This is a genomic window from Burkholderia reimsis (assembly GCF_003294055.1).
In the GTDB taxonomy this organism is placed as follows: domain Bacteria; phylum Pseudomonadota; class Gammaproteobacteria; order Burkholderiales; family Burkholderiaceae; genus Burkholderia; species Burkholderia cepacia.
Window position 1 is genome coordinate 24,509 of the sequence record NZ_QMFZ01000055.1, and the last position, 19,501, is coordinate 44,009.

Here is a 19,501-nt window from a genome sequence, read left to right on the forward strand (position 1 = left end):
ACCGATAAGCGGCGCTGTACATGCTGCGCCGCAGTGCTACGATGAAGTGTCCTTTTGCGGGAGAGCACCATGGACACGAACACGTTCACGAAAGGCATCTACACGGCCAAGGCGCATACCCAGCACGCGGGCAACGGACAGTTCCAGGGTTACGTGATCCTCTCGCGCGACGACGGGGACGACACCGAGAACACGCGTTACGACGTCCACTCGACGAGCCCCAGCGAGGAAGAGGCGTTCGACGAGGCGAAAGCGCTCGCGCACCGGATTCTCGGCGAGATCGAGCTGTAACGCCCACCGACCTTCAGGCGCGGCTCAGAGCAGCCGCGCCACCATCGATACCAGCATCGTCAGCACCAGCGTCGACATGAACGGGAACGGGTAGCGCCGCCCGCCGAGCGTCAGCGTGACGTCGCCCGGCATCCGCCCGATGCCGAGCTTGCCGAGCCACGGCCAGCAGCGCGTCAGGATCATCACCGCGACGAACGTCGTCAACAGCCAGCGCAGCATGCTAGGGCCTGTTTCCATATGGAACGCGCATGCGTTGCCACGAGAACGGCCGCTCGCGAGGCGCGCGACGACCAACGGAAGTCCCCGTGGGACGCCGCGAATACTGGACGTATTCGCAAGGAGCGCAACGCGGCGAGCGGCCGTTCTCGTGGCAACCCCAAATTAAAAGAATCATGTCACGGGAATGCCCGAAATCGCCCGTATGGCGGCGTCGCTCGTCGCTTGTTTGGCGCGGCCAAACGGCGCTCCTCACTCCTTGCCCTACGCCCCGCAGGAAGTCCCCTTGGGGGACGAGCGATTTCGGGCATTCGCATGTGCGTTCCATATGGAAACAGGCCCTAGTCCCGTCAGAGTGCGTGCGAGCGATCGCCGCGCGCGAACGCGTCGAGCGTGCCGTCGATGCCGCGCGAGAACGCGATCACCTTGAACAGCTCGCCCATCTCGGCCTCGGAAATCAGCTTCTGCACCGCGTTCGCGGCCGGCAGGAATTCACGGATGTCCGACGGATCGATCGCGGCCAGCGCGTCGGTGATGCCCGCGTTCAGCAGGAAGCGCGCCTGCGACGTGTAACCGAGCAGGTCGGCGCCGGTCGCGACGGCCGCGTCGTAGATGCCGGTGAATTCGACGTGCGCGGTGATGTCCTGCAGCCCCGGGTACAGGAACGGATCGTCGTGCGCATGGTGCCGGTAGTGGCACATCAGCGTGCCGCGGTCGCGCTGCGGGTGGTAGTACTCGTGCGCGGGAAAGCCGTAGTCGACCAGCAGCACCGCGCCGCGCCCGAGCATCGTGCAGACGGTGCGCGTGAACGCCAGCGCGGCCTCGTGCGTCTCGGTCACGTAACCGTCGCCCGCCTCGTCGAGCCCCGCGAGCACCGCCGGCAGGCCGGCCGGCGCGGCAGGACGGTCCTCGAACACGAACGCCTGCCGCGCGTCGAGCGCGACACCGCGCTCCTGCCATGCGCCGCCCGCCTTCGCGAACAGGCGCACGGGCATCGCATCGAGCACCTCGTTGCCGACCACGACGCCGTCGAACCGCTCGGGCAGCGCGTCGAGCCAGCGCACCTTCGCGGCGAGCGCCGGCGCGGCGGCCGTGATCGTGTCGCGCTGCCGTTCGCGCAGCTCGCCGGACAGGTCGACGATCAGGTATTCGTCGAGTCCGGCGCCCAGCGCGTCGAGCGCCGCGAGCAGACCGGCCGCGAGCTTGCCCGTGCCGGCGCCGAATTCCATCACGCAACGCGTGCCGCTCGCCGCGAGCGCTTCCGCGACCGGCTGCGCGAGCGTCTGTGCGAACAGCGGCGACAGCTCGGGTGCGGTGACGAAGTCGCTGCCGTCGTCGGCGCGGCGCCCGAACTTGCGCGCGCCGCCGCTGTAATAGCCGAGGCCGGGCGCGTACAGCGCACGCTCCATGAAGCGGTCGAACGGCAGCCAGCCGCCGGCCGCCGCGATCTCGTCGCGCAGTTGCGCGGCAAGGGTTTCGGACTGCGCGAGCGCGTCAGGGCCGGGAGCAGGTAAACTAGCGGGTTCGTGAGCTTTCGGGTTCATCCCGGCATTGTAAATGACCGTTTCAGCCGATACGTCGACCCTGCGCGTGGCGCTCGTCACCGGTGCCCTGGGCAGCGCGGCCGACGCCGCGTCGATCGGTCGTGCGCTCGCGACGGGATTCGCCCGGCGCGGCTGGGACGTCGCGTTGCAGCGCAGCCCCGGCACGCCGCTTGCGGGCGCCGACGCGCTCGTCGCCGAAGTCGCGGCGCTCGGCCGCCGCGCGGTCGTGCTCGACGCCGATCTGGCCCTGGAAGCCGAAGCCGCCGCACTCGTCGCCGCGTGCGGCGCGGCGCTCGGCCGGCCCGCGTGCGCGGTGTTCGTGAGCGCCAGCGCGGGCGCCGACGACGCGCACACGGTAGACGGCGCGTCGCTCGCCGGCGCACTCGCGCGCAACGTGACGGCGCCGCTCGCGCTGGCCCGCGCGCTCGCCGATGCGACGCCCGACGCCGCGCGCGAGCACGAAGCGCTGCGCGCATGCGCGATCCACGTGCTGGACCAGGCGCTGTTTCACCCTGCGCCTGCGCAGTTGTCGCACGCGCTGATGCAGGCCGCGCTGAACCGCGCGACGTCGGCGCTGGCGCTCGCGCTCGCGCCGAAGGTGCGGGTCGCGGCGCTCGTGCGCGGCCACGCGGCGCACGCGGACGACATCGCCGCGGCCGCCTGCTATCTCGCGAGCGCGCCCGGCGTCACGGGCGCGACGCTGACCGTCGACGGCGGCGAGCACCTCGTGCCGCCGGCCGCCGGCCCGAATGAATGAACTGCGCGGATCGCGCGGCCTGACTGCCGCCGCCCGCGCCGCTTTGCGTGTGCGCACGCCAATTTGACTGGGACGACCATGTTTTCCGCTCTCCTGCACCCCCGCCTCGCGGACTGCCGCAGGCTCTACCTGCGCGACTACGAAGTGCACATCAACATCGGTGCCTTCGAACACGAGAAGCGCGGCGAGCAGCGCGTCGTCATCAACGTCGACCTGTTCGTGCCGCTCGCGCGCTCCACTCCCGTGGACGACCGGCTGCATGAAGTCGTCGACTACGACCTGATGAAGCAGAGCGTCGCGCAATGCGTGGCGCGCGGCCACATCCACCTGCAGGAAACGCTGTGCGACGCGATCGCCGCGCACCTGCTGGCGCACGACGCCGTGCGCGCGGTACGCGTCTGTACCGAGAAACCGGACGCTTATCCGGACTGCGACGCCGTCGGCGTCGAAGTCTTTCGCATCAAGGACGAGGAGCGCGCATGAACGCCCCCCACATGAATGACGCGGCGGCCGATGCCGCCACCCACGACGCAGCCGCCGACCCGGCCGGCCGCCCGGCGCTGACGCGCCGCGAACAGAAGGAAGCGTACGAGAACAACAAGCTGTTCAAGCGGATCGTGCGCCAGGTCGGCCAGGCCATCGGCGACTTCAACATGATCGAGCAGGGCGACAAGGTGATGGTGTGCCTGTCGGGCGGCAAGGACAGCTACGCGATGCTCGACGTGCTGCTGCGCCTGCGCGAGCGCGCGCCGATCGATTTCGACATCATCGCGGTGAACCTCGACCAGAAGCAGCCGGGCTTCCCCGAGCACGTGCTGCCCGAGTACCTGAAGCAGGTCGGCGTGCCGTTCCACATCGAGAACCAGGACACCTACAGCATCGTCAAGCGGCTCGTGCCCGAAGGCAAGACGACCTGCTCGCTGTGCTCGCGGCTGCGCCGCGGGATCCTGTACCGCGTGGCCGGCGAGCTCGGTGCGACCAAGATCGCGCTCGGCCATCACCGCGACGACATCGTGCAGACGCTGCTGCTCAACATGTTCTACGGCGGCAAGCTCAAGGGGATGCCGCCGAAGCTGCAGTCGGACGACGGCAAGAACATCGTGATCCGCCCGCTCGCGTACGTGAAGGAAACCGATCTCGAGAAATACGCGGAGCTTCGCGAATTCCCGATCATCCCGTGCAACCTGTGCGGCAGCCAGCCGAACCTGAAGCGCGCGGAAATGAAGGCGCTGATCCGCGAATGGGACAAGCGTTTCCCGGGCCGCGTCGACAACATGTTCAACGCGCTCGCGAAGGTCGTGCCGTCGCACCTGATGGACACGACGCTGTACCCGTTCCAGTCGCTGCGCGCGACCGGCGAGGCCGATCCGCAAGGCGACATCGCGTTCGACGAGGAACCGTGCGCGTCGGGCGACGACGCAGCGGCGCCGGGTGAGTCGATCGCGGCCCGGCCGATCTCGATCGTCCAGTTCGACGACCTGTAAGCAGGGCCCGAACACCCGCCGGAACGGGGCCGGGCGGCCCTTTTCCGGCGGTGTCGCCCCGCCGCGACAGGCCCGGAGCGCCAGGGGCCGCATGCTAAAATGGTCGGCTTCGAACTCCTCTGACAAGCTGGCGCCATGAATATCGTGATTTTGGCGGCAGGCACCGGCAAGCGCATGCGTTCCGCGCTGCCGAAAGTGCTTCACCCCCTGGCCGGCAGGCCGCTCCTCTCCCACGTCATCGACACCGCGCGCACGCTGCAGCCGTCCCGGCTCGTCGTCGTCGTCGGTCACGGTGCCGAGCAGGTCCAGGCCGCCGTCGCCGCGCCCGACGTCCAGTTCGCGGTGCAGGCCGAGCAGCTCGGCACCGGCCACGCGGTGCGTCAGGCCCTGCCGCTCCTCGATCCCGCACAACCGACGCTCGTGCTGTACGGCGACGTGCCGCTCACGCGCGCGTCGACGCTGCAGCGCCTCGTCGATGCCGCGCGCGAAGGCCGCTACGGGATTCTCACCGTCACGCTCGACGATCCGACCGGCTACGGCCGCATCGTGCGCGACGCGGCCGGCTTCGTCACGCGCATCGTCGAGCAGAAGGACGCGTCGCCCGAACAGCTGAAGATCGCCGAGATCAACACCGGCATCATCGTCACGCCGACGGCCCAGCTGTCGATGTGGCTCGGCGCGCTGAAGAACGAGAACGCGCAGGGCGAGTACTACCTGACCGACGTCGTCGAACTCGCGATCGAGGCCGGTTTCGAGGTCGTCACCGCCCAACCCGACGAGGAATGGGAAACGCTCGGCGTGAACAGCAAGGCGCAGCTCGCCGAGCTCGAACGCATTCATCAGCGCAATATCGCGGAAACGCTGCTCGTCGACGGCGTCACGCTCGCCGATCCGGCACGCGTCGACGTGCGCGGCACGCTGCGCTGCGGCCGCGACGTGTCGATCGACGTAAACTGCGTGTTCGAGGGCAACGTGACGCTCGCGGACAACGTGACGATCGGCGCGAACTGCGTGATCCGCAATGCGTCGGTCGGCGCGGGCACGCGCATCGACGCGTTCACGCACATCGACGGCGCCGAGCTCGGCGCGCACACCGTGATCGGCCCGTACGCGCGGCTGCGCCCCGGCGCGCAGCTCGCGGACGAAGCGCACGTCGGCAACTTCGTCGAGGTGAAGAACGCGGTGATCGGCCACGGCTCGAAGGCGAACCACCTCACGTACATCGGCGACGCCGACATCGGCGCGCGCGTGAACATCGGCGCGGGCACGATCACCTGCAACTACGACGGCGCGAACAAGTTCCGCACCGTGATCGAGGACGACGTGTTCGTCGGCTCCGACACGCAGCTGGTCGCGCCCGTGCGCGTCGGCCGCGGCGTGACGATCGCCGCCGGCACGACGATCTGGAAGGACGTGGCCGACGGCCTGCTCGCGCTGAACGAGAAGACCCAGACCGCGAAGAGCGGCTACGTCCGCCCGGTCAAGAAGAAAAGCTGAACCTTTTGCGGGCGCCCCGGCGGCGCCCGCGTCGACTTACAGGACTGATCCTCATGTGTGGCATTGTCGGCGCAGTTGCGCAACGTAATATCGTTCCGGTGCTGATCGAAGGTCTGCGGCGCCTCGAATACCGTGGCTACGACTCGTGCGGCGTCGCCGTGCTCGAGCCGGATGCGCCGAAGCGCGCGCGCAGCGTCGAACGCGTCGCCGATCTCGACGCGCAGGTGCGCGAATCGCACCTCGAAGGCACGACGGGCGTCGCGCACACGCGCTGGGCCACGCACGGCGCGCCCGTCACGCACAACGCGCACCCGATCTTCTCGTCGGACGCGCTCGCGCTCGTCCACAACGGCATCATCGAGAACTTCGAGCCGCTGCGCGAAGCGCTGCGCGCGAAGGGCTACGAATTCGTGTCGCAAACCGACACCGAAGTGATCGCCCACCTCGTGCACAGCCTGTATCGCGGCAACCTGTTCGACGCGGTGCGCGAAGCCGTGCAGCAGCTGCACGGCGCGTACGCGATCGCCGTGATCCACAAGGACCAGCCGCACACCGTCGTCGGCGCGCGCCAGGGTTCGCCGCTCGTGGTCGGCCACGGCGACGGCGAGAACTTCCTCGCGTCCGACGCGCTCGCGCTCGCGGGCAGCACCGACCACTTCACGTTCCTCGAGGAAGGCGACGTGTGCGAGCTGTCGCTCGACGGCGTGAAGATCGTCGACCGGGACGGCGCGCTCGCGCAGCGCGAGATCCGCGTGGTCAGCGCATACGGCGGCGCGGTCGAGCTGGGTCCGTATCGCCACTTCATGCAGAAGGAAATCTTCGAGCAGCCGCGCGCGATCAGCGATACCGTGCCGCAAACCGAAGCCTTCGACGCGACGCTGTTCGGCGACGCCGCGCCCGCCGCGTTCGCGGAGATCGACAGCCTGCTGATCCTCGCATGCGGCACGAGCTACTACTCGGGGCTCACCGCCAAGTACTGGCTCGAATCGATCGCGAAGATCCCGACCCAGGTCGAGATCGCGAGCGAATACCGCTACCGCGAATCGGTGCCGAACCCGCGCCAGCTCGTGCTCGTGATCTCGCAGTCGGGCGAGACGGCCGACACGCTCGCGGCGCTCAAGCACGCGCAGTCGCTCGGCCACACGCACACGCTCGCCGTGTGCAACGTCGCGACGAGCGCGATGGTGCGCCTCACCGAGATGCAGTTCCTGACGCACGCGGGCACCGAGATCGGTGTTGCGTCGACGAAGGCGTTCACGACGCAGCTCGTCGCGCTGTTCGTGCTCGCGGCGACGCTCGGCAAGCTGCGCGGTCACGTCGATGCCGCGCAGGAAGCCGAGTTCCTCAAGCAGTTGCGCCACCTGCCGGCCGCGCTGAACAGCGTGCTGGCACTGGAGCCGCAGATCATCGCGTGGTCGGAGGAATTCGCGCGCAAGGAAAACGCGCTGTTCCTCGGCCGCGGGCTGCACTACCCGATCGCGCTCGAAGGTGCGCTGAAGCTGAAGGAAATCTCGTACATCCACGCCGAGGCCTATCCGGCCGGCGAACTGAAGCACGGGCCGCTCGCGCTCGTCACGGAAGCGATGCCGGTCGTCACGGTCGCGCCGAACGACACGCTGCTCGAGAAGCTGAAGTCGAACATGCAGGAAGTGCGCGCGCGCGGCGGCGAGCTGTATGTGTTCGCCGATGCCGACACGCAGATCGTCAACGACGACGGCCTGCACGTGATCCGGATGCCGGAGCATTACGGGCAACTGTCGCCGATCCTGCACGTCGTGCCGTTGCAGCTGCTCGCGTATCACACCGCGTGCGCGCGCGGCACCGACGTCGACAAGCCGCGGAACCTCGCGAAATCGGTGACGGTGGAGTAAGGCGGGACGACCGGGACGGCCCCGCGAAGCCGTCCCGACCCTGTATCGGCTCGAAGCCGGCCATTCGGGCATGCCATTCGGCCAGGTCGAAATATGTACCACGTAGTGGCATATAATCCTGTGCTGACCTGATCGGCCCGACATGCCGGTAATCGGCGGCGCGGGATCGTGCCGGGCAAGGTCGGGCAGGTGCGGGTTTGCGTATTCCTGTTCGCCCAACCCGACCGGGACGACATCGACGCACGCGAACGGCGTGCCGTCAGCAAGCTCGCCGCGGATGTCGGGCGCCGCACCGGCGCCGATATCGCGACGCTGGTCACACTGAAAGAGCGGGTGGAGATTTGCAATGGCCAGGAGTCGATTCAAGAGCGACGCAACGGAGGCGATCCACGGCGCCGCATCGGGCCTCTGTCGTGCCGCGTTGATCGACAAGAAGACGATGCGCGAATACGACGATCTCCGCATCGAAGCCGCCCCGCGGTTCGATCCGGAAGCCATCGCCCGCATCCGCAAATCCGTCAATGTCAGCCAGAGCGTGTTCGCGCTCTACCTGAACACGACGGCGTCGACGATCCGCCAATGGGAACAGGGCGACAAGCGGCCGGGCGGCATCGCCGCACGGATGCTCCAGATCGTCGAGAAACACGGGCTCGAGGTGTTCTCCTGAACCGGCCCCCCGAATCCCCCTGCACGGCCGCCCCCGCACCGGATACCGCGACGCGCCCCGCAACGAATATGACGGAGACACAATGGCAGTAAGACTCTTTGGATGCGGATTGCTCGCGCTGACGTTCGCGTCGACGGGCTGGGCCGCCGAGCACTACGTCGAAGTCTGGAACCCGCCCGAGGCGCGGCAGCCGGCCGCCCGCACGCCGGCCGCGCACACCGGCGCCGATGCACGCGTCGGCAAGAGCGTGGAGAAGCACGCGAATGCCACACCGAAAGCCGCGGTGAAACCGCACAAGCGCCGTGTCGCGCAGGCGGTGAAAGCCGGCTCGCATCGTCCGCCCGCCACCGCGGCCGAGACGCCGGCCGCACCGCGCCCCGTCGCGCAGCCCGCACCGGGACGCCTGACGGTCATGCAGCCGGCTGCGCCCGATGCGCAGCACGCGCTGAATTACTCCGACATCCCGCGGCAATACACACCGGACGGCAACGTGCTGCGCGTCGGCACGCACAACCGCTCCGCGGAGGTGACTCGATAATGGAAGCGCAAACCTACCACGGCTACCAGATCTGGGGCCACGCGATCCTGCAGCAGGACGAGATCCTGCAGCCCGAGCGCTTCGCGGCGAGCGGCACGATCACGCAGAACAACAAGCTGGTGGAGGCGTCGGGCGTGCTCGGCGTGTTCGACACCGAGGACGACGCGCGCGAAGCGGGGCTCGAATGGGCCCGCGCCTGGATCGACAGCCACCGCTGAGCGCGCGCAACCTGCGCGCCGTGGTCGACGCCGGGCACGAGTCGGCCGCGAGCCGACAATGAAAAAAGGGGCGTCATGGACGCCCCTTTGTCATTCGAACCAGGGCAACTCAAGCCGCGGCCCGTGGCGGTCGCACCGCCGCCTGCGGCCGGCCGACGAACCGTGCCAGCCCGACAATCGCGGCCAGCGTCGCGAGGTACGCGACGATCTGGATGCCCGCCGGGCGCGCGGTATAGCCGATCAGCGTATGCAGCGCCTTGCCGACGATGCTCGATTCCTTGAGCAGCCACGACGTATCCCAGACCGCATCGCCCCACGACGGCACGAGGCCTGCCGCGAGCAGGAAGCCGACGCACTGGCTGGCCATCCCCGCCGCGAGCAGCACGATCAGCCAGTTGGTGACGGAGAACAGGCGCTTCAGCGGAATCTGCAGCAGGCCCGCATACATCCCGTAGCCGAGCCCGGCGCCGCCGAGCACGCCGAGCAGCCCGCCGACGATCATCTGCGGCGTCTGTCCCGGATCGCCCGCCGCGATGCCGTACAGGAACAGCACGGCCTCGGAGCCTTCGCGCAGCACCGCGACGCCGACCACGATCGCGAGCCCCGTCAGCGGCTTGCTGCCGGCCGCGACGGCACGCCCGACCGCTGTCATCTGCATCGCCATCTCGCGACCGTGCCGGCTCATCCAGATGCTGTGCCATGCGAGCATCAACGTCGCGACGAACATCACGCCCGCGTTGAAGACCTCCTGCCCCATGCCGGATGCCCATTGCGAGATCACGTCGGCGAACGCCGCGATCAGGCCGGCGCCGATCACGCCGCCCGCCAGGCCGCCGCCGACCCACCAGCCGCGCCGCGGCACGCCTTTTGTCGCGGCCATCACGATCGACACCACCAGCGCGGCCTCGAGCACTTCACGAAAGACGATCAGGGCAGTCGACAGCATGTCCGTATCCGCTTACTTGACGGTCAGGTGCGTCTTCGACTGCGCTTCGTGATACTCGTCGTGGAACTCGTAGGTCCCGGCCTTCAGCGGCCCGACCAGGATCTCCACCGACTTGCCGGCAGGCACGACCTTCTCCGCCTTGAAATCGTCGCTCTCGAATTCGGCGGGCGTCGCGTCGAGGTTCTTCACGACGAACTTCACCTTCTTGCCGGCCGGGATCGTCACGCCGTCCGGCGAAAACTTGTGATCCTTCAGGGTCAGGTTGACGACATCGTCGGCCGCGAATGCGGACGTGGCCGATGCGCCCAGCAGCGCCAGCGAAAAGCCGAAAGCAAAACGGTTCATGGGGGTAACGAATTGAAATATCGAAGGGAGCTGATACTAAGATCGATTCGCATTTCCAACTCGCGTACCCTTACTGGCGACATGGTGATCGTGCTTCATCGAGTGCCGCTACGCCTTGCCCGGCAAGGCATACACCCCGCTTCGCCCGGAACGCTTCGCCGTCAATCGGGACAAGTGCCGAATGACGGCAAAAGCCCGCAAGCGATTCATCAGACATCACCTTTACAACAGGCTGTCGCCGCACTACTGTCGTCGCACCGGAGCCGCGACACGGATCTTCGTCGACACGCGTACGCTTGACCTTCCCACCGTGGCAAGCTTCATGCTGTCGATGCTTGTCAATCGTCAACTCAGGAGAACACGATGGAATTCGAAGTCCAGGACATGACCTGCGGCGGCTGCGCCAATGCAATCACGCGCGCGGTGACGGCCGCCGATCCCGCCGCGAAGCTCGACATCGACGTCGCGGCAAAGATCGTCAAGGTCGAGTCGGCGCAAGGCGCCGAGCGCGTGCAGTCGATCATCGAAGCCGCCGGCTTCCACCCCGCGCTGCGCACCGCTTGACGCCACGCTTAGCGCAACACGGGCGCAACGCACACGGGCGCGGGCACACCGCCATGCGGCGCTGCGCCCGCGCCCCGCAGTGCATCAGCGCAGCCGGATCAGCGTCGACTTCAGTTCGGTGTACTTCTCGAGCGCGTGCAGCGACTTGTCGCGGCCGTTGCCCGACTGCTTGTAGCCGCCGAACGGGAAGTTCATGTCGCCGCCTTCGTCATAGCAGTTCACCCAGACGGTGCCCGCACGCAGCCGGCGCGACACGTCGTGCGCGGTCGTCAGGTTCGACGTCCACACGGCCGCGGCCAGCCCGTACTCGGTATCGTTCGCGATCCGCACGGCCTCGTCGACGTCGTCGAACACGATCACCGACAGCACGGGCCCGAAGATCTCCTCGCGTGCGATCCTCGCATCCGGCTTCACCTCGAATACCGTCGGCTCCACGTAGAAACCGCCCGTTTCCGCCTTCACGCGCGCACCGCCGGTGACGAGCCGGCCCTCGCTGCGCCCGGCCTCGATATAGCCGAGCACACGTTCGAGCTGGATGCCGTCGACGATCGCGCCCATCGACACCGACGGATCGAGCGGATTGCCGGGCACGTACGCACGCGCGGCCGCGACGAGCTTCTCGATGAACGCATCCTTGATGTCGCGATGCACGAGCAGCCGCGAGCCGGCCGTGCACATCTCGCCCATGTTGTAGAAGATCGCGCCGGCGGCCGCCTGCGCCGCGCGGTCGAGATCGGGACAATCGGGCAGCACGATGTTCGGCGACTTGCCGCCGAGTTCGAGCCACGCGCGCTTCAGGTTCGACTGCGCGGCGTACTGCATGATCAGCTTGCCCACCGCCGTCGAGCCGGTGAATGCGATGCAGTCGACGTCGCGATGCAGCGCGAGCAGCTTGCCGGGCTCGCCGGCCCCCGGTACGACGTTGAACACGCCCGCCGGAATGCCGGCCTCGTATGCGAGCTGTGCGACGCGGATCGCGGTCAGCGGCGATTTCTCCGACGGCTTCAGCACGACGCTGTTGCCGGCCGCGAGCGCGGGGCCGAATTTCCATGCGGCCATCAGGATCGGGAAGTTCCACGGCACGACGGCGGCCACCACGCCGACCGGCTCGCGCGTGACGAGGCCGACGAGATGATGATCGGCCGGCGCGACCTCGCCGCCCACCTTGTCGATCGCTTCCGCGAACCATTCGACGCAATACGCGGCGCCCGGCACGTCGACCGTCGTCGTGTCGCCGATCGGCTTGCCCGCGTCGAGCGTCTCGAGCAGCGACAGCTCGTCGAGGTGCTCGCGCATCAGCGCGGCCCAGCGCAGCAGCACGGCCTTGCGCGCACGCGGGTTCAGCCCGGCCCACACGCCCGCGTCGAACGCGCGACGCGCCGCCGCGACAGCCGCGTTCACGTCGGCTTCGCCGCAATCGGCGACCTTCGCGAGCACGCGGCCGTCGATCGGGCTCACGCAGTCGAACGTCTTGCCGCCGTGCGCGTCGCGCGACGCGCCGTCGATGAATGCGCGCCCTTCGATCGCGAGCGACGCCGCCTTGTCCTGCCAGTCAGCCAAAGTCAACTTGTTCATCAGGATGCCTCAGTTTTTTGGCATTCGCGATGCGACGCGCCGCTGCGCGTGACGCGCAGCCGGCCGGCAGCGAATGCGGTGATGCGCGGTCGGGAGGTCAGAAGGTCGCCGGCGAATTGGCCGAGACGACCTCGCAGATCAGGTCCGCGCTGGGATTGCGAAAACGGTGCGGCAAACGGCTTTCGAAGTAATAGCCGTCTCCGGGGTCGAGCAGCCACGTCGCGCCGTCGACGGTCAGCTCGAGCCGGCCCGACACGACGACACCGCCCTCGTGCCCCGCGTGCACGAGCATCTCGGGCCCCGTATCGGCGTGCGGCTGGTAGATCTCGCGCAGGATGCACATGTTGCGGTCCTTCACGCTCGCGCCGACCAGATGAAACGCGAGCGTGTCGTTGCCGAGGTTCGGCATCTCGTCGCGGCGCGACACGACCGAACGCGATTCGACGAGTTCGAACGTGAAGAACTCCGCGAGACTCATCGGGATGCATTCCAGCAACTTCTTCAGCGAGCCGACAGACGGGCTCACGCGGCCCTGTTCGATCAGCGAGATCGTGCCGTTGGTCACGCCGGCCCGCTTCGCGAGTTCGCGCTGCGACAGGCCATGCTTGTTGCGCACGAAACGCAGGCGCTCGGCGACTTCGGTGGACATCGATTCGGTTTCGGACACGATAGGTGCGGTGACAAAGTGAAACGACGCAGTGGACAGCCGTTGAATATTCTAATCACTTTATGCCGCACATCAGCGGGGAAAACCCTGAAAGGCGTTCGAAATAATGAACACCCCGTCGATTATTCCATTTGCGAATCTTTTGTTTGCACTGCTCGGGAAAGCCCTGATGCAACACCGTTAAAAAACATTTGACGCCGTTTTTGGCTCGTATATGCTGGCTCTCAGGTTCGCGTCATCAAGCGTTCATCGGCAGCAAAAAGCGTTATTGCAACGCAAAAATTGATGCCCTTCGATGTAAATGACGCGTAACCGGCGCCTTGATTATTTTAAACGCCCAGTGCGTAGAAACGGTCGGGTGTTCAATACTTTCAACAACCCAGTCGAGTGTAATCGTGAGAGTCCGTGGCCCTCTGGTGAGGTGGGATCGAAGCGTGGCGCGAAGTTCGCGCAGCGCGGCATCCCCTTCCGATGGCAGTTGCGGCTGGCATAGTCCTCGCCTGCAGCATCTGTCGATCTACACCATCCTGTCCCGTCGTTCCGTTCGGCGCCACAACGCCGTTTCCGCACGCGCATTCGTCGCCGTCGATACCGACGAAGTGGCGTCGCTGCTGCCGTAGCGCCTCTCCTTTCTTTACGTCGTTCGTTTCGTCTGCTGATTCGCCAACCGCGTGGTCCATGCGGTGACGGAACGCGTTCGCGCATTCGTTGCCGCGTCGCGTATCGCAATGAAACGAACGACGGCCTGATCGTCGCGCGCAGCGCGGATCGCCACGCCATCCCGTTGCGCCCATTCACCAGCGGCCTTGCGCTTTGCGCCAGGCTGCGGGGCTGTTGCACGCCGGCGTTTCGCCACATCCGGCAAGACGTACGCAACAAACCTCCGGATAACTGATTGACGTCATGGAAAGAAGGAAACCACTCGTCGGCATCACCGCCGACCACACGCAGATCGGCGCACACGCGTCGCATACGGTCGGCGACAAATACGTCGCCGCGATCGTCGACGGCGCGCAGGCGCTCGCGATGGTGCTGCCCGCGCTCGGCGAGCGCCAGTCGACCGACGACATCCTCGACACGGTCGACGGCCTGCTGTTTACCGGCAGCTACTCGAACGTCGAGCCGCACCTGTACGGCGGCGAGCCGAGCGCACCCGGCACGAAGCACGACCCGGCCCGCGACGCGACGACGCTGCCGCTGCTGCGCGCGGCGATCGCCGCGGGCGTGCCGGTGCTCGCAGTCTGCCGCGGCTTCCAGGAGCTGAACGTCGTCTGCGGCGGCACGCTGCACCAGCGCGTGCATGAAGTGCCGGGCTTCGCCGATCACCGCGAGGACGACGACGCGCCGATGGACACGCAATACGGCCCCGCGCACGTCGTGCGACTGACGCCCGGCGGCAAGCTGCACGCGCTCGCCGGCGGCCGCGACGAAGTGCACGTGAACTCGCTGCACAAGCAGGGCATCGCGCAGCTCGGCTCCGGCCTCGCCGTCGAAGCCGTCGCGCCGGACGGCTTGATCGAAGCCGTGAGCGTCGTCGATGCACCGGCTTTCGCCCTCGCCGTGCAGTGGCACCCGGAATGGCGGCATGCGCAGGACCCGCTGTCGAGCGCGATCTTCCGCGCCTTCGGCGATGCCTGCCGCGCGCGCCGTGCCGCCCGCACGCGCGCCACGGCCGCCGCCGCGCTCGCCTGAGCGCGCCGACCCAACCAACGAGAACAGACATGCAAGACATCGAAGATTTCCTGAAGCAGCACCGGATCACCGAGATCGAAGCGATCATTCCCGACATGGCCGGCATCGCGCGCGGCAAGATCACGCCCCGCAACAAGTTCACGTCCGGCGAATCGATGCGCCTGCCGCAAGCCGTGATGGTGCAGACCGTTACCGGCGAATATCCGGAAGACGGTTCGCTGACCGGCGTGACCGACCCCGACATGGTGTGCGTGCCCGACACGTCGACGATCCGCCTGATCCCGTGGGCCGTCGACCCGACCGCGCAGGTGATCCACGACTGCGTGCACTTCGACGGCTCGCCGGTCGAGATCTCGCCGCGCTACGTGCTGCGCCGCGTGCTCGACCTGTACAAGGCGAAGGGCTGGAAGCCCGTCGTCGCGCCCGAGCTCGAGTTCTACCTGGTCGACATGAACAAGGACCCCGACCTGCCGCTGCGTCCGCCGGTCGGCCGCACGGGCCGCCCGGAAACGGGCCGCCAGTCGTATTCGATCGAGGCCGTCAACGAGTTCGACCCGCTGTTCGAGGACATCTACGAGTACTGCGAATCGCAGAACCTCGACATCGACACGCTGATCCACGAAGTCGGCGCCGCGCAGATGGAGATCAACTTCATGCACGGCGACGCGCTGTCGCTGGCCGACCAGGTGTTCCTGTTCAAGCGCACGGTGCGCGAGGCCGCGCTGCGTCACAACATGTACGCGACGTTCATGGCCAAGCCGATGGAAGACGAACCGGGTTCGGCGATGCACGTGCACCAGAGCATCGTCGACGAGGAAACGGGCCAGAACCTGTTCACGTCGCCCGAAACCGGCGGCGCGACGTCGATGTTCTACAACTATCTCGCGGGGCTGCAGAAGTACACGCCCGCGCTGATGCCGATCTTCGCGCCGTACATCAACTCGTATCGCCGCCTGTCGCGCTTCATGGCCGCGCCGATCAACGTGCAGTGGGGCTACGACAACCGCACGGTCGGCTTCCGCATCCCGCACTCGGGCCCGTCGGCGCGCCGCATCGAGAACCGGATTCCGGGCGTCGACTGCAACCCGTACCTCGCGCTCGCCGCGACGCTCGCGGCCGGCTATCTCGGCATGACGCAGCGCCTGGAACCGACCGAGCCGCTCGTCAGCGACGGCTACGAACTGCCGTACCAGCTGCCGCGCAACCTCGAGGAAGGGCTGACGCTGATGGCCGCGTGCGAGCCGCTCGGCGAGATCCTCGGCCACAAGTTCCTGAAGGCGTATTTCGCGCTGAAGGAAACCGAATACGAAGCGTTCTTCCGCGTGATCAGCTCGTGGGAACGCCGCCATCTGCTGCTGCACGTCTGAGCGTGCACACAACCGAATACGGAAACACGGAGGAAACATGACGTACCGCAACGAATCTGCCTGGATCCAGCCCGCCGCGCCGGCCGCCGCACCGCGCACGACGCAGGCGCGCTCGACCGCCGAATACCGCGCGCTCGACGCCGCGCACCACATCCACCCGTTCTCGGACATGGGTGCACTGAACCGCGCGGGCAGCCGCGTGATCGTGAAGGCCGACGGCGTCTACCTGTGGGACTCGGACGGCAACAAGGTCATCGACGGGATGGCCGGCCTCTGGTGCGTGAACGTCGGCTACGGCCGCAAGGAACTCGCCGACGCCGCGTATCGCCAGATCCAGGAACTGCCGTTCTACAACACCTTCTTCAAGACCACGCACCCGCCGGTGATCGAACTCTCCGCGATGCTCGCGGAAGTCACGCCGAAGGGTTTCAACCACTTCTTCTATTGCAACAGCGGCTCGGAAGGCAACGACACTGTGCTGCGCCTCGTGCACCAGTACTGGCGCGTGCAGGGCCAGCCGCAGAAGAAGTTCGTGATCTCGCGCAAGAACGGTTACCACGGCTCGACGATCGCGGGCGGCACGCTCGGCGGGATGGGCTACATGCACGAGCAGATGCCGTCGAAGGTCGAGAACATCGTGCACATCGACCAGCCGTATTTCTTCGGCGAGGCGGCGGCCGGCGAAACGCCGGAAGCGTTCGGCCTGGCCCGCGCGCAGCAGCTCGAGGCGAAGATCCTCGAACTCGGCGCGGAAAACGTCGCGGCGTTCATCGGCGAGCCGTTCCAGGGCGCGGGCGGCGTGATCTTCCCGCCGTCGACGTACTGGCCGGAAATCCAGCGGATCTGCCGCAAGTACGACATCCTGCTGGTGGCCGACGAAGTGATCGGCGGCTTCGGCCGTACCGGCGAATGGTTCGCGCACCAGCACTTCGGCTTCGAGCCGGACCTGATCACGATGGCCAAGGGCCTCACGTCGGGCTACGTGCCGATGGGGGCCGTCGGCATTCACGAGCGCGTGGCACAGCCGATCATCGACAACGGCGAATTCAATCACGGCCTCACGTACTCGGGCCACCCGGTCGCGGCAGCCGTCGCGGTCGCGAACCTGAAGCTGCTGCGCGACGAAGGGATCGTCGAGCGCGTGAAGAACGACACGGGCCCGTACTTCCAGGCGCTGATGCGCGAGACCTTCGCGCGTCACCCGATCGTCGGCGAAGTGCACGGCCACGGCCTCGTGGCGAGCCTTCAGCTCGCCGAGGCGCCGGCCGAACGCCGTCGCTTCGCGAACGGCGGCGACGTCGGCACGATCTGCCGCGACTTCTGCTTCAACGGCAACCTGATCATGCGTGCGACCGGCGACCGGATGCTGCTGTCGCCGCCGCTCGTGATCTCGCGTCAGGAAATCGATGAACTCGTATCGAAGGCGAAAAAAGCAGTCGATGCAACCGCCCAGCAACTGGGTATTTCGTAACGGTTTTGCCTACAGGCGTGCGGCGGGCGCCGCACGCCGCCATAACCAGGGGAATTCCACCATGCGTGCCTGCTTTCTTCGCCAAGCCTGTTCCGTTGCCGCCCTTGCCGCCGCGGCCGCGTTCACGTCGGTCGCCAGCCCGTCGGCGCATGCCGAGGATCTGAACGTCTACAACTGGTCCGACTACATCGCACCGGACACGATCCCGAACTTCCAGAAGCAGACCGGGATCCACGTCAAGTACGACAACTACGACAGCGACGACACGCTTCAGGCGAAGCTGCTTGCCGGCAGTTCGGGCTACGACATCGTCGTGCCGACGTCGAACTACATGGCCAAGCAGATCCAGGCCGGCGTGTACCAGAAACTCGACAAGTCGAAGCTGCCGAACCTTGCGAACCTCGACCCGCTGCTGATGAAGATGATCTCGGATGCCGATCCGGGTAACCAGTACGGCGTGCCCTGGGCCTACGGCACCGACGGCATCGGCTACAACGCGCAGGCGGTGAAGAAGGCACTCGGCGACAAGGCGCCGGTCGACAGCTGGGCGCTGGTGTTCGATCCGGCCAACATGGAAAAGCTGAAGAGCTGCGGCGTGTCGTTCCTCGACCAGGCCGTCGACGTGTTCGCCGCGACGCTGCAATACATGGGCAAGGATCCGAACAGCAAGAACCCCGGCGACTACCAGGCTGCATTCGAAGTCCTGAAGAAAGTCCGCCCGTACATCACCCAGTTCAACTCGTCCGGCTACATCAACGACCTCGCGAACAACGACGTGTGCGTCGTGCTCGGCTGGTCGGGCGACGTCGGCATCGCGCATCGCCGCTCGGCCGAAGCGAAGCGCTCGTACGACATCAAGTTCTCGAATCCGAAGGAAGGCGGCCTGCTGTGGTTCGACGTGATGGTGATCCCGAAGGATGCACCGCACCCCGAGGCCGCCCTGAAGTGGATCAACTACGTGTCCGATCCGAAGGTCAACGCGGCGATCACCAACACGGTGTTCTACCCGACCGCGAACAAGGCCGCGCACCAGTTCGTCACGCCGGCCGTCGCGCAGGACCCGACCGTCTACCCGCCCGAAGACGTGCTGAAGAAGATGGTGCTGATGAAGCCGATGCCGGCTGACATCCTGCGCCTCGAGAACCGTCTGTGGGCCCAGCTGAAGACGGGCCACTGATCGCGAAGCATTCCGGCGGCGCAGGTATCGCTTCACGCCTGCCCGCCTGAGATCCGCGGACTCCATCCGCCCGCGCGCGCCGCGCGCACTGTTCCATCCGGCACGAGCCGTTGCCCGCGAGTCGCATGACGCGCCTCGCGCGGGGACGCTCACGCCTGCAATCCGTGAAGAACGAATGGTGAATCCCATGCAATCGATACCCTCTTCCGCTGCTGCACGACAGACCCAACCGGCCCCCGCGGCCCGTACCCAAAACGACGCCTTCGTCCGCATCGAAAACGTCGTGAAGAAATTCGGCGACAGCACGGCCGTCGACAACGTGAACCTGACGATCGCGAAGAACGAACTGTTCGCACTGCTCGGCAGCTCGGGCTGCGGCAAGTCGACGTTGCTGCGCATGCTCGCCGGGCTCGAGACGGCCACCTCCGGCAAGATCTTCGTCGACGGCGAGGATCTCGCGTCGCTGCCGCCGTATCGCCGCCCGGTCAACATGATGTTCCAGTCGTACGCGCTGTTCCCGCACATGACGGTCGAATCGAACGTCGCGTTCGGCCTGAAGCAGGAAGGCACGCCGAAGAACGAGATCCGGGAACGCGTGGCCGACGCGCTCGCGC

Annotated in this window: 22 protein-coding genes and 1 pseudogene; 17 read left to right on the forward strand and 6 right to left on the reverse strand. The window is 66.9% G+C overall.

Annotated features, from left to right (window positions below; translation table 11 throughout):
* Nucleotides 1-69: 69 nt before the first annotated feature.
* Nucleotides 70-291: a hypothetical protein gene (locus tag DPV79_RS37545; RefSeq protein ID WP_021163760.1), complete on the forward strand. Its 222-nt coding sequence runs from the start codon at nucleotides 70-72 to the stop codon at nucleotides 289-291.
* A gap of 24 nt (nucleotides 292-315) precedes the next feature.
* Here DPV79_RS37545 and DPV79_RS37550 read toward each other — a convergent pair whose 3' ends face one another.
* Together DPV79_RS37550 and DPV79_RS37555 are read right to left on the reverse strand one after the other, a co-directional pair.
* Nucleotides 316-510, reverse strand: a complete 195-nt coding sequence (locus DPV79_RS37550) for a DUF2905 domain-containing protein (RefSeq protein WP_021163761.1) — start codon at nucleotides 508-510, stop codon at nucleotides 316-318.
* A gap of 347 nt (nucleotides 511-857) precedes the next feature.
* A complete protein-coding gene (locus DPV79_RS37555) occupies nucleotides 858-2,051 on the reverse strand; it encodes a class I SAM-dependent methyltransferase (protein WP_059619687.1) in 1,194 nt (397 codons plus the stop codon).
* A gap of 13 nt (nucleotides 2,052-2,064) precedes the next feature.
* Here DPV79_RS37555 and DPV79_RS37560 point away from each other — a divergent pair, with 13 nt between their 5' ends.
* The 9 genes and pseudogenes from DPV79_RS37560 to DPV79_RS37600 all read left to right on the forward strand — a co-directional run bounded on the left by DPV79_RS37560 (nucleotide 2,065) and on the right by DPV79_RS37600 (nucleotide 9,083).
* A complete protein-coding gene (locus DPV79_RS37560) occupies nucleotides 2,065-2,808 on the forward strand; it encodes an SDR family oxidoreductase (RefSeq protein ID WP_113047786.1) in 744 nt (247 codons plus the stop codon).
* Nucleotides 2,809-2,886: 78 nt separating this feature from the next.
* Nucleotides 2,887-3,291, forward strand: a complete 405-nt coding sequence (locus DPV79_RS37565; RefSeq protein WP_006407992.1) for a dihydroneopterin aldolase — start codon at nucleotides 2,887-2,889, stop codon at nucleotides 3,289-3,291.
* Nucleotides 3,288-4,292, forward strand: a complete 1,005-nt coding sequence (gene ttcA, locus DPV79_RS37570) for a tRNA 2-thiocytidine(32) synthetase TtcA (RefSeq protein ID WP_113047787.1) — start codon at nucleotides 3,288-3,290, stop codon at nucleotides 4,290-4,292. The genes DPV79_RS37565 and ttcA overlap by 4 nt, the downstream gene beginning before the upstream one ends.
* Before the next feature lie 135 nt (nucleotides 4,293-4,427).
* Nucleotides 4,428-5,789: a bifunctional UDP-N-acetylglucosamine diphosphorylase/glucosamine-1-phosphate N-acetyltransferase GlmU gene (glmU, locus tag DPV79_RS37575; protein WP_059619692.1), complete on the forward strand. Its 1,362-nt coding sequence runs from the start codon at nucleotides 4,428-4,430 to the stop codon at nucleotides 5,787-5,789.
* 53 nt (nucleotides 5,790-5,842) lie between these two features.
* Nucleotides 5,843-7,660, forward strand: a complete 1,818-nt coding sequence (glmS, locus tag DPV79_RS37580; protein WP_059492031.1) for a glutamine--fructose-6-phosphate transaminase (isomerizing) — start codon at nucleotides 5,843-5,845, stop codon at nucleotides 7,658-7,660.
* A gap of 147 nt (nucleotides 7,661-7,807) precedes the next feature.
* Nucleotides 7,808-8,011 (forward strand): annotated as a pseudogene (locus tag DPV79_RS43785) (type II toxin-antitoxin system RelE/ParE family toxin); the annotation flags it as partial.
* On the forward strand, nucleotides 8,007-8,327 hold the full coding sequence (locus tag DPV79_RS37590; RefSeq protein ID WP_021162107.1) for a helix-turn-helix domain-containing protein: 321 nt from the start codon (nucleotides 8,007-8,009) through the stop codon (nucleotides 8,325-8,327). The pseudogene DPV79_RS43785 and the gene DPV79_RS37590, both read left to right, overlap by 5 nt.
* An 82-nt stretch (nucleotides 8,328-8,409) precedes the next feature.
* Nucleotides 8,410-8,865 (forward strand): hypothetical protein, encoded by a 456-nt coding sequence (locus DPV79_RS37595; protein ID WP_113047788.1) that lies wholly within the window; start codon nucleotides 8,410-8,412, stop codon nucleotides 8,863-8,865.
* On the forward strand, nucleotides 8,865-9,083 hold the full coding sequence (locus DPV79_RS37600) for a hypothetical protein (protein WP_021162109.1): 219 nt from the start codon (nucleotides 8,865-8,867) through the stop codon (nucleotides 9,081-9,083). Before DPV79_RS37595 ends, DPV79_RS37600 begins: the two co-directional genes overlap by 1 nt.
* 109 nt (nucleotides 9,084-9,192) lie before the next feature.
* Here the strand turns inward: DPV79_RS37600 and DPV79_RS37605 are convergent, their stop codons facing one another.
* A complete protein-coding gene (locus DPV79_RS37605; RefSeq protein ID WP_048025393.1) occupies nucleotides 9,193-10,029 on the reverse strand; it encodes an FTR1 family iron permease in 837 nt (278 codons plus the stop codon).
* Nucleotides 10,030-10,041: 12 nt separating this feature from the next.
* Nucleotides 10,042-10,374, reverse strand: coding sequence for a cupredoxin domain-containing protein (locus DPV79_RS37610; protein ID WP_021162111.1), 333 nt, complete (start codon nucleotides 10,372-10,374; stop codon nucleotides 10,042-10,044).
* Between the two features lie 363 nt (nucleotides 10,375-10,737).
* Between DPV79_RS37610 and DPV79_RS37620 the strand changes: the two genes are divergently transcribed.
* Nucleotides 10,738-10,938, forward strand: coding sequence for a heavy-metal-associated domain-containing protein (locus tag DPV79_RS37620; protein WP_021162112.1), 201 nt, complete (start codon nucleotides 10,738-10,740; stop codon nucleotides 10,936-10,938).
* 84 nt (nucleotides 10,939-11,022) lie between these two features.
* Here DPV79_RS37620 and DPV79_RS37625 read toward each other — a convergent pair whose 3' ends face one another.
* Both DPV79_RS37625 and DPV79_RS37630 read right to left on the reverse strand, forming a co-directional pair.
* The gene (locus DPV79_RS37625) at nucleotides 11,023-12,513 is read right to left on the reverse strand and encodes an aldehyde dehydrogenase (RefSeq protein ID WP_113047790.1); all 1,491 of its coding nucleotides are present in this window, start codon (nucleotides 12,511-12,513) and stop codon (nucleotides 11,023-11,025) included.
* 97 nt (nucleotides 12,514-12,610) lie between these two features.
* On the reverse strand, nucleotides 12,611-13,162 hold the full coding sequence (locus DPV79_RS37630) for a cupin domain-containing protein (RefSeq protein WP_042976781.1): 552 nt from the start codon (nucleotides 13,160-13,162) through the stop codon (nucleotides 12,611-12,613).
* A 413-nt stretch (nucleotides 13,163-13,575) separates the two neighbouring features.
* Here DPV79_RS37630 and DPV79_RS37635 point away from each other — a divergent pair, with 413 nt between their 5' ends.
* The 6 genes from DPV79_RS37635 to DPV79_RS37660 form a co-directional block, all read left to right on the forward strand.
* The gene (locus DPV79_RS37635; protein ID WP_072437498.1) at nucleotides 13,576-13,800 is read left to right on the forward strand and encodes a hypothetical protein; all 225 of its coding nucleotides are present in this window, start codon (nucleotides 13,576-13,578) and stop codon (nucleotides 13,798-13,800) included.
* Between the two features lie 283 nt (nucleotides 13,801-14,083).
* Entirely contained in the window at nucleotides 14,084-14,872 is a 789-nt protein-coding gene (locus DPV79_RS37640; protein ID WP_021162117.1) for a gamma-glutamyl-gamma-aminobutyrate hydrolase family protein, read from the forward strand.
* Nucleotides 14,873-14,901: 29 nt separating this feature from the next.
* Entirely contained in the window at nucleotides 14,902-16,239 is a 1,338-nt protein-coding gene (locus DPV79_RS37645) for a glutamine synthetase family protein (RefSeq protein ID WP_048025396.1), read from the forward strand.
* A 37-nt stretch (nucleotides 16,240-16,276) separates the two neighbouring features.
* Entirely contained in the window at nucleotides 16,277-17,710 is a 1,434-nt protein-coding gene (locus tag DPV79_RS37650; RefSeq protein WP_113047791.1) for an aspartate aminotransferase family protein, read from the forward strand.
* Nucleotides 17,711-17,771: 61 nt separating this feature from the next.
* Nucleotides 17,772-18,887, forward strand: coding sequence for a polyamine ABC transporter substrate-binding protein (locus tag DPV79_RS37655; RefSeq protein WP_021163819.1), 1,116 nt, complete (start codon nucleotides 17,772-17,774; stop codon nucleotides 18,885-18,887).
* Nucleotides 18,888-19,074: 187 nt separating this feature from the next.
* On the forward strand, nucleotides 19,075-19,501 hold a 427-nt coding region (locus tag DPV79_RS37660; RefSeq protein ID WP_133295762.1), incomplete at its 3' end, for an ABC transporter ATP-binding protein.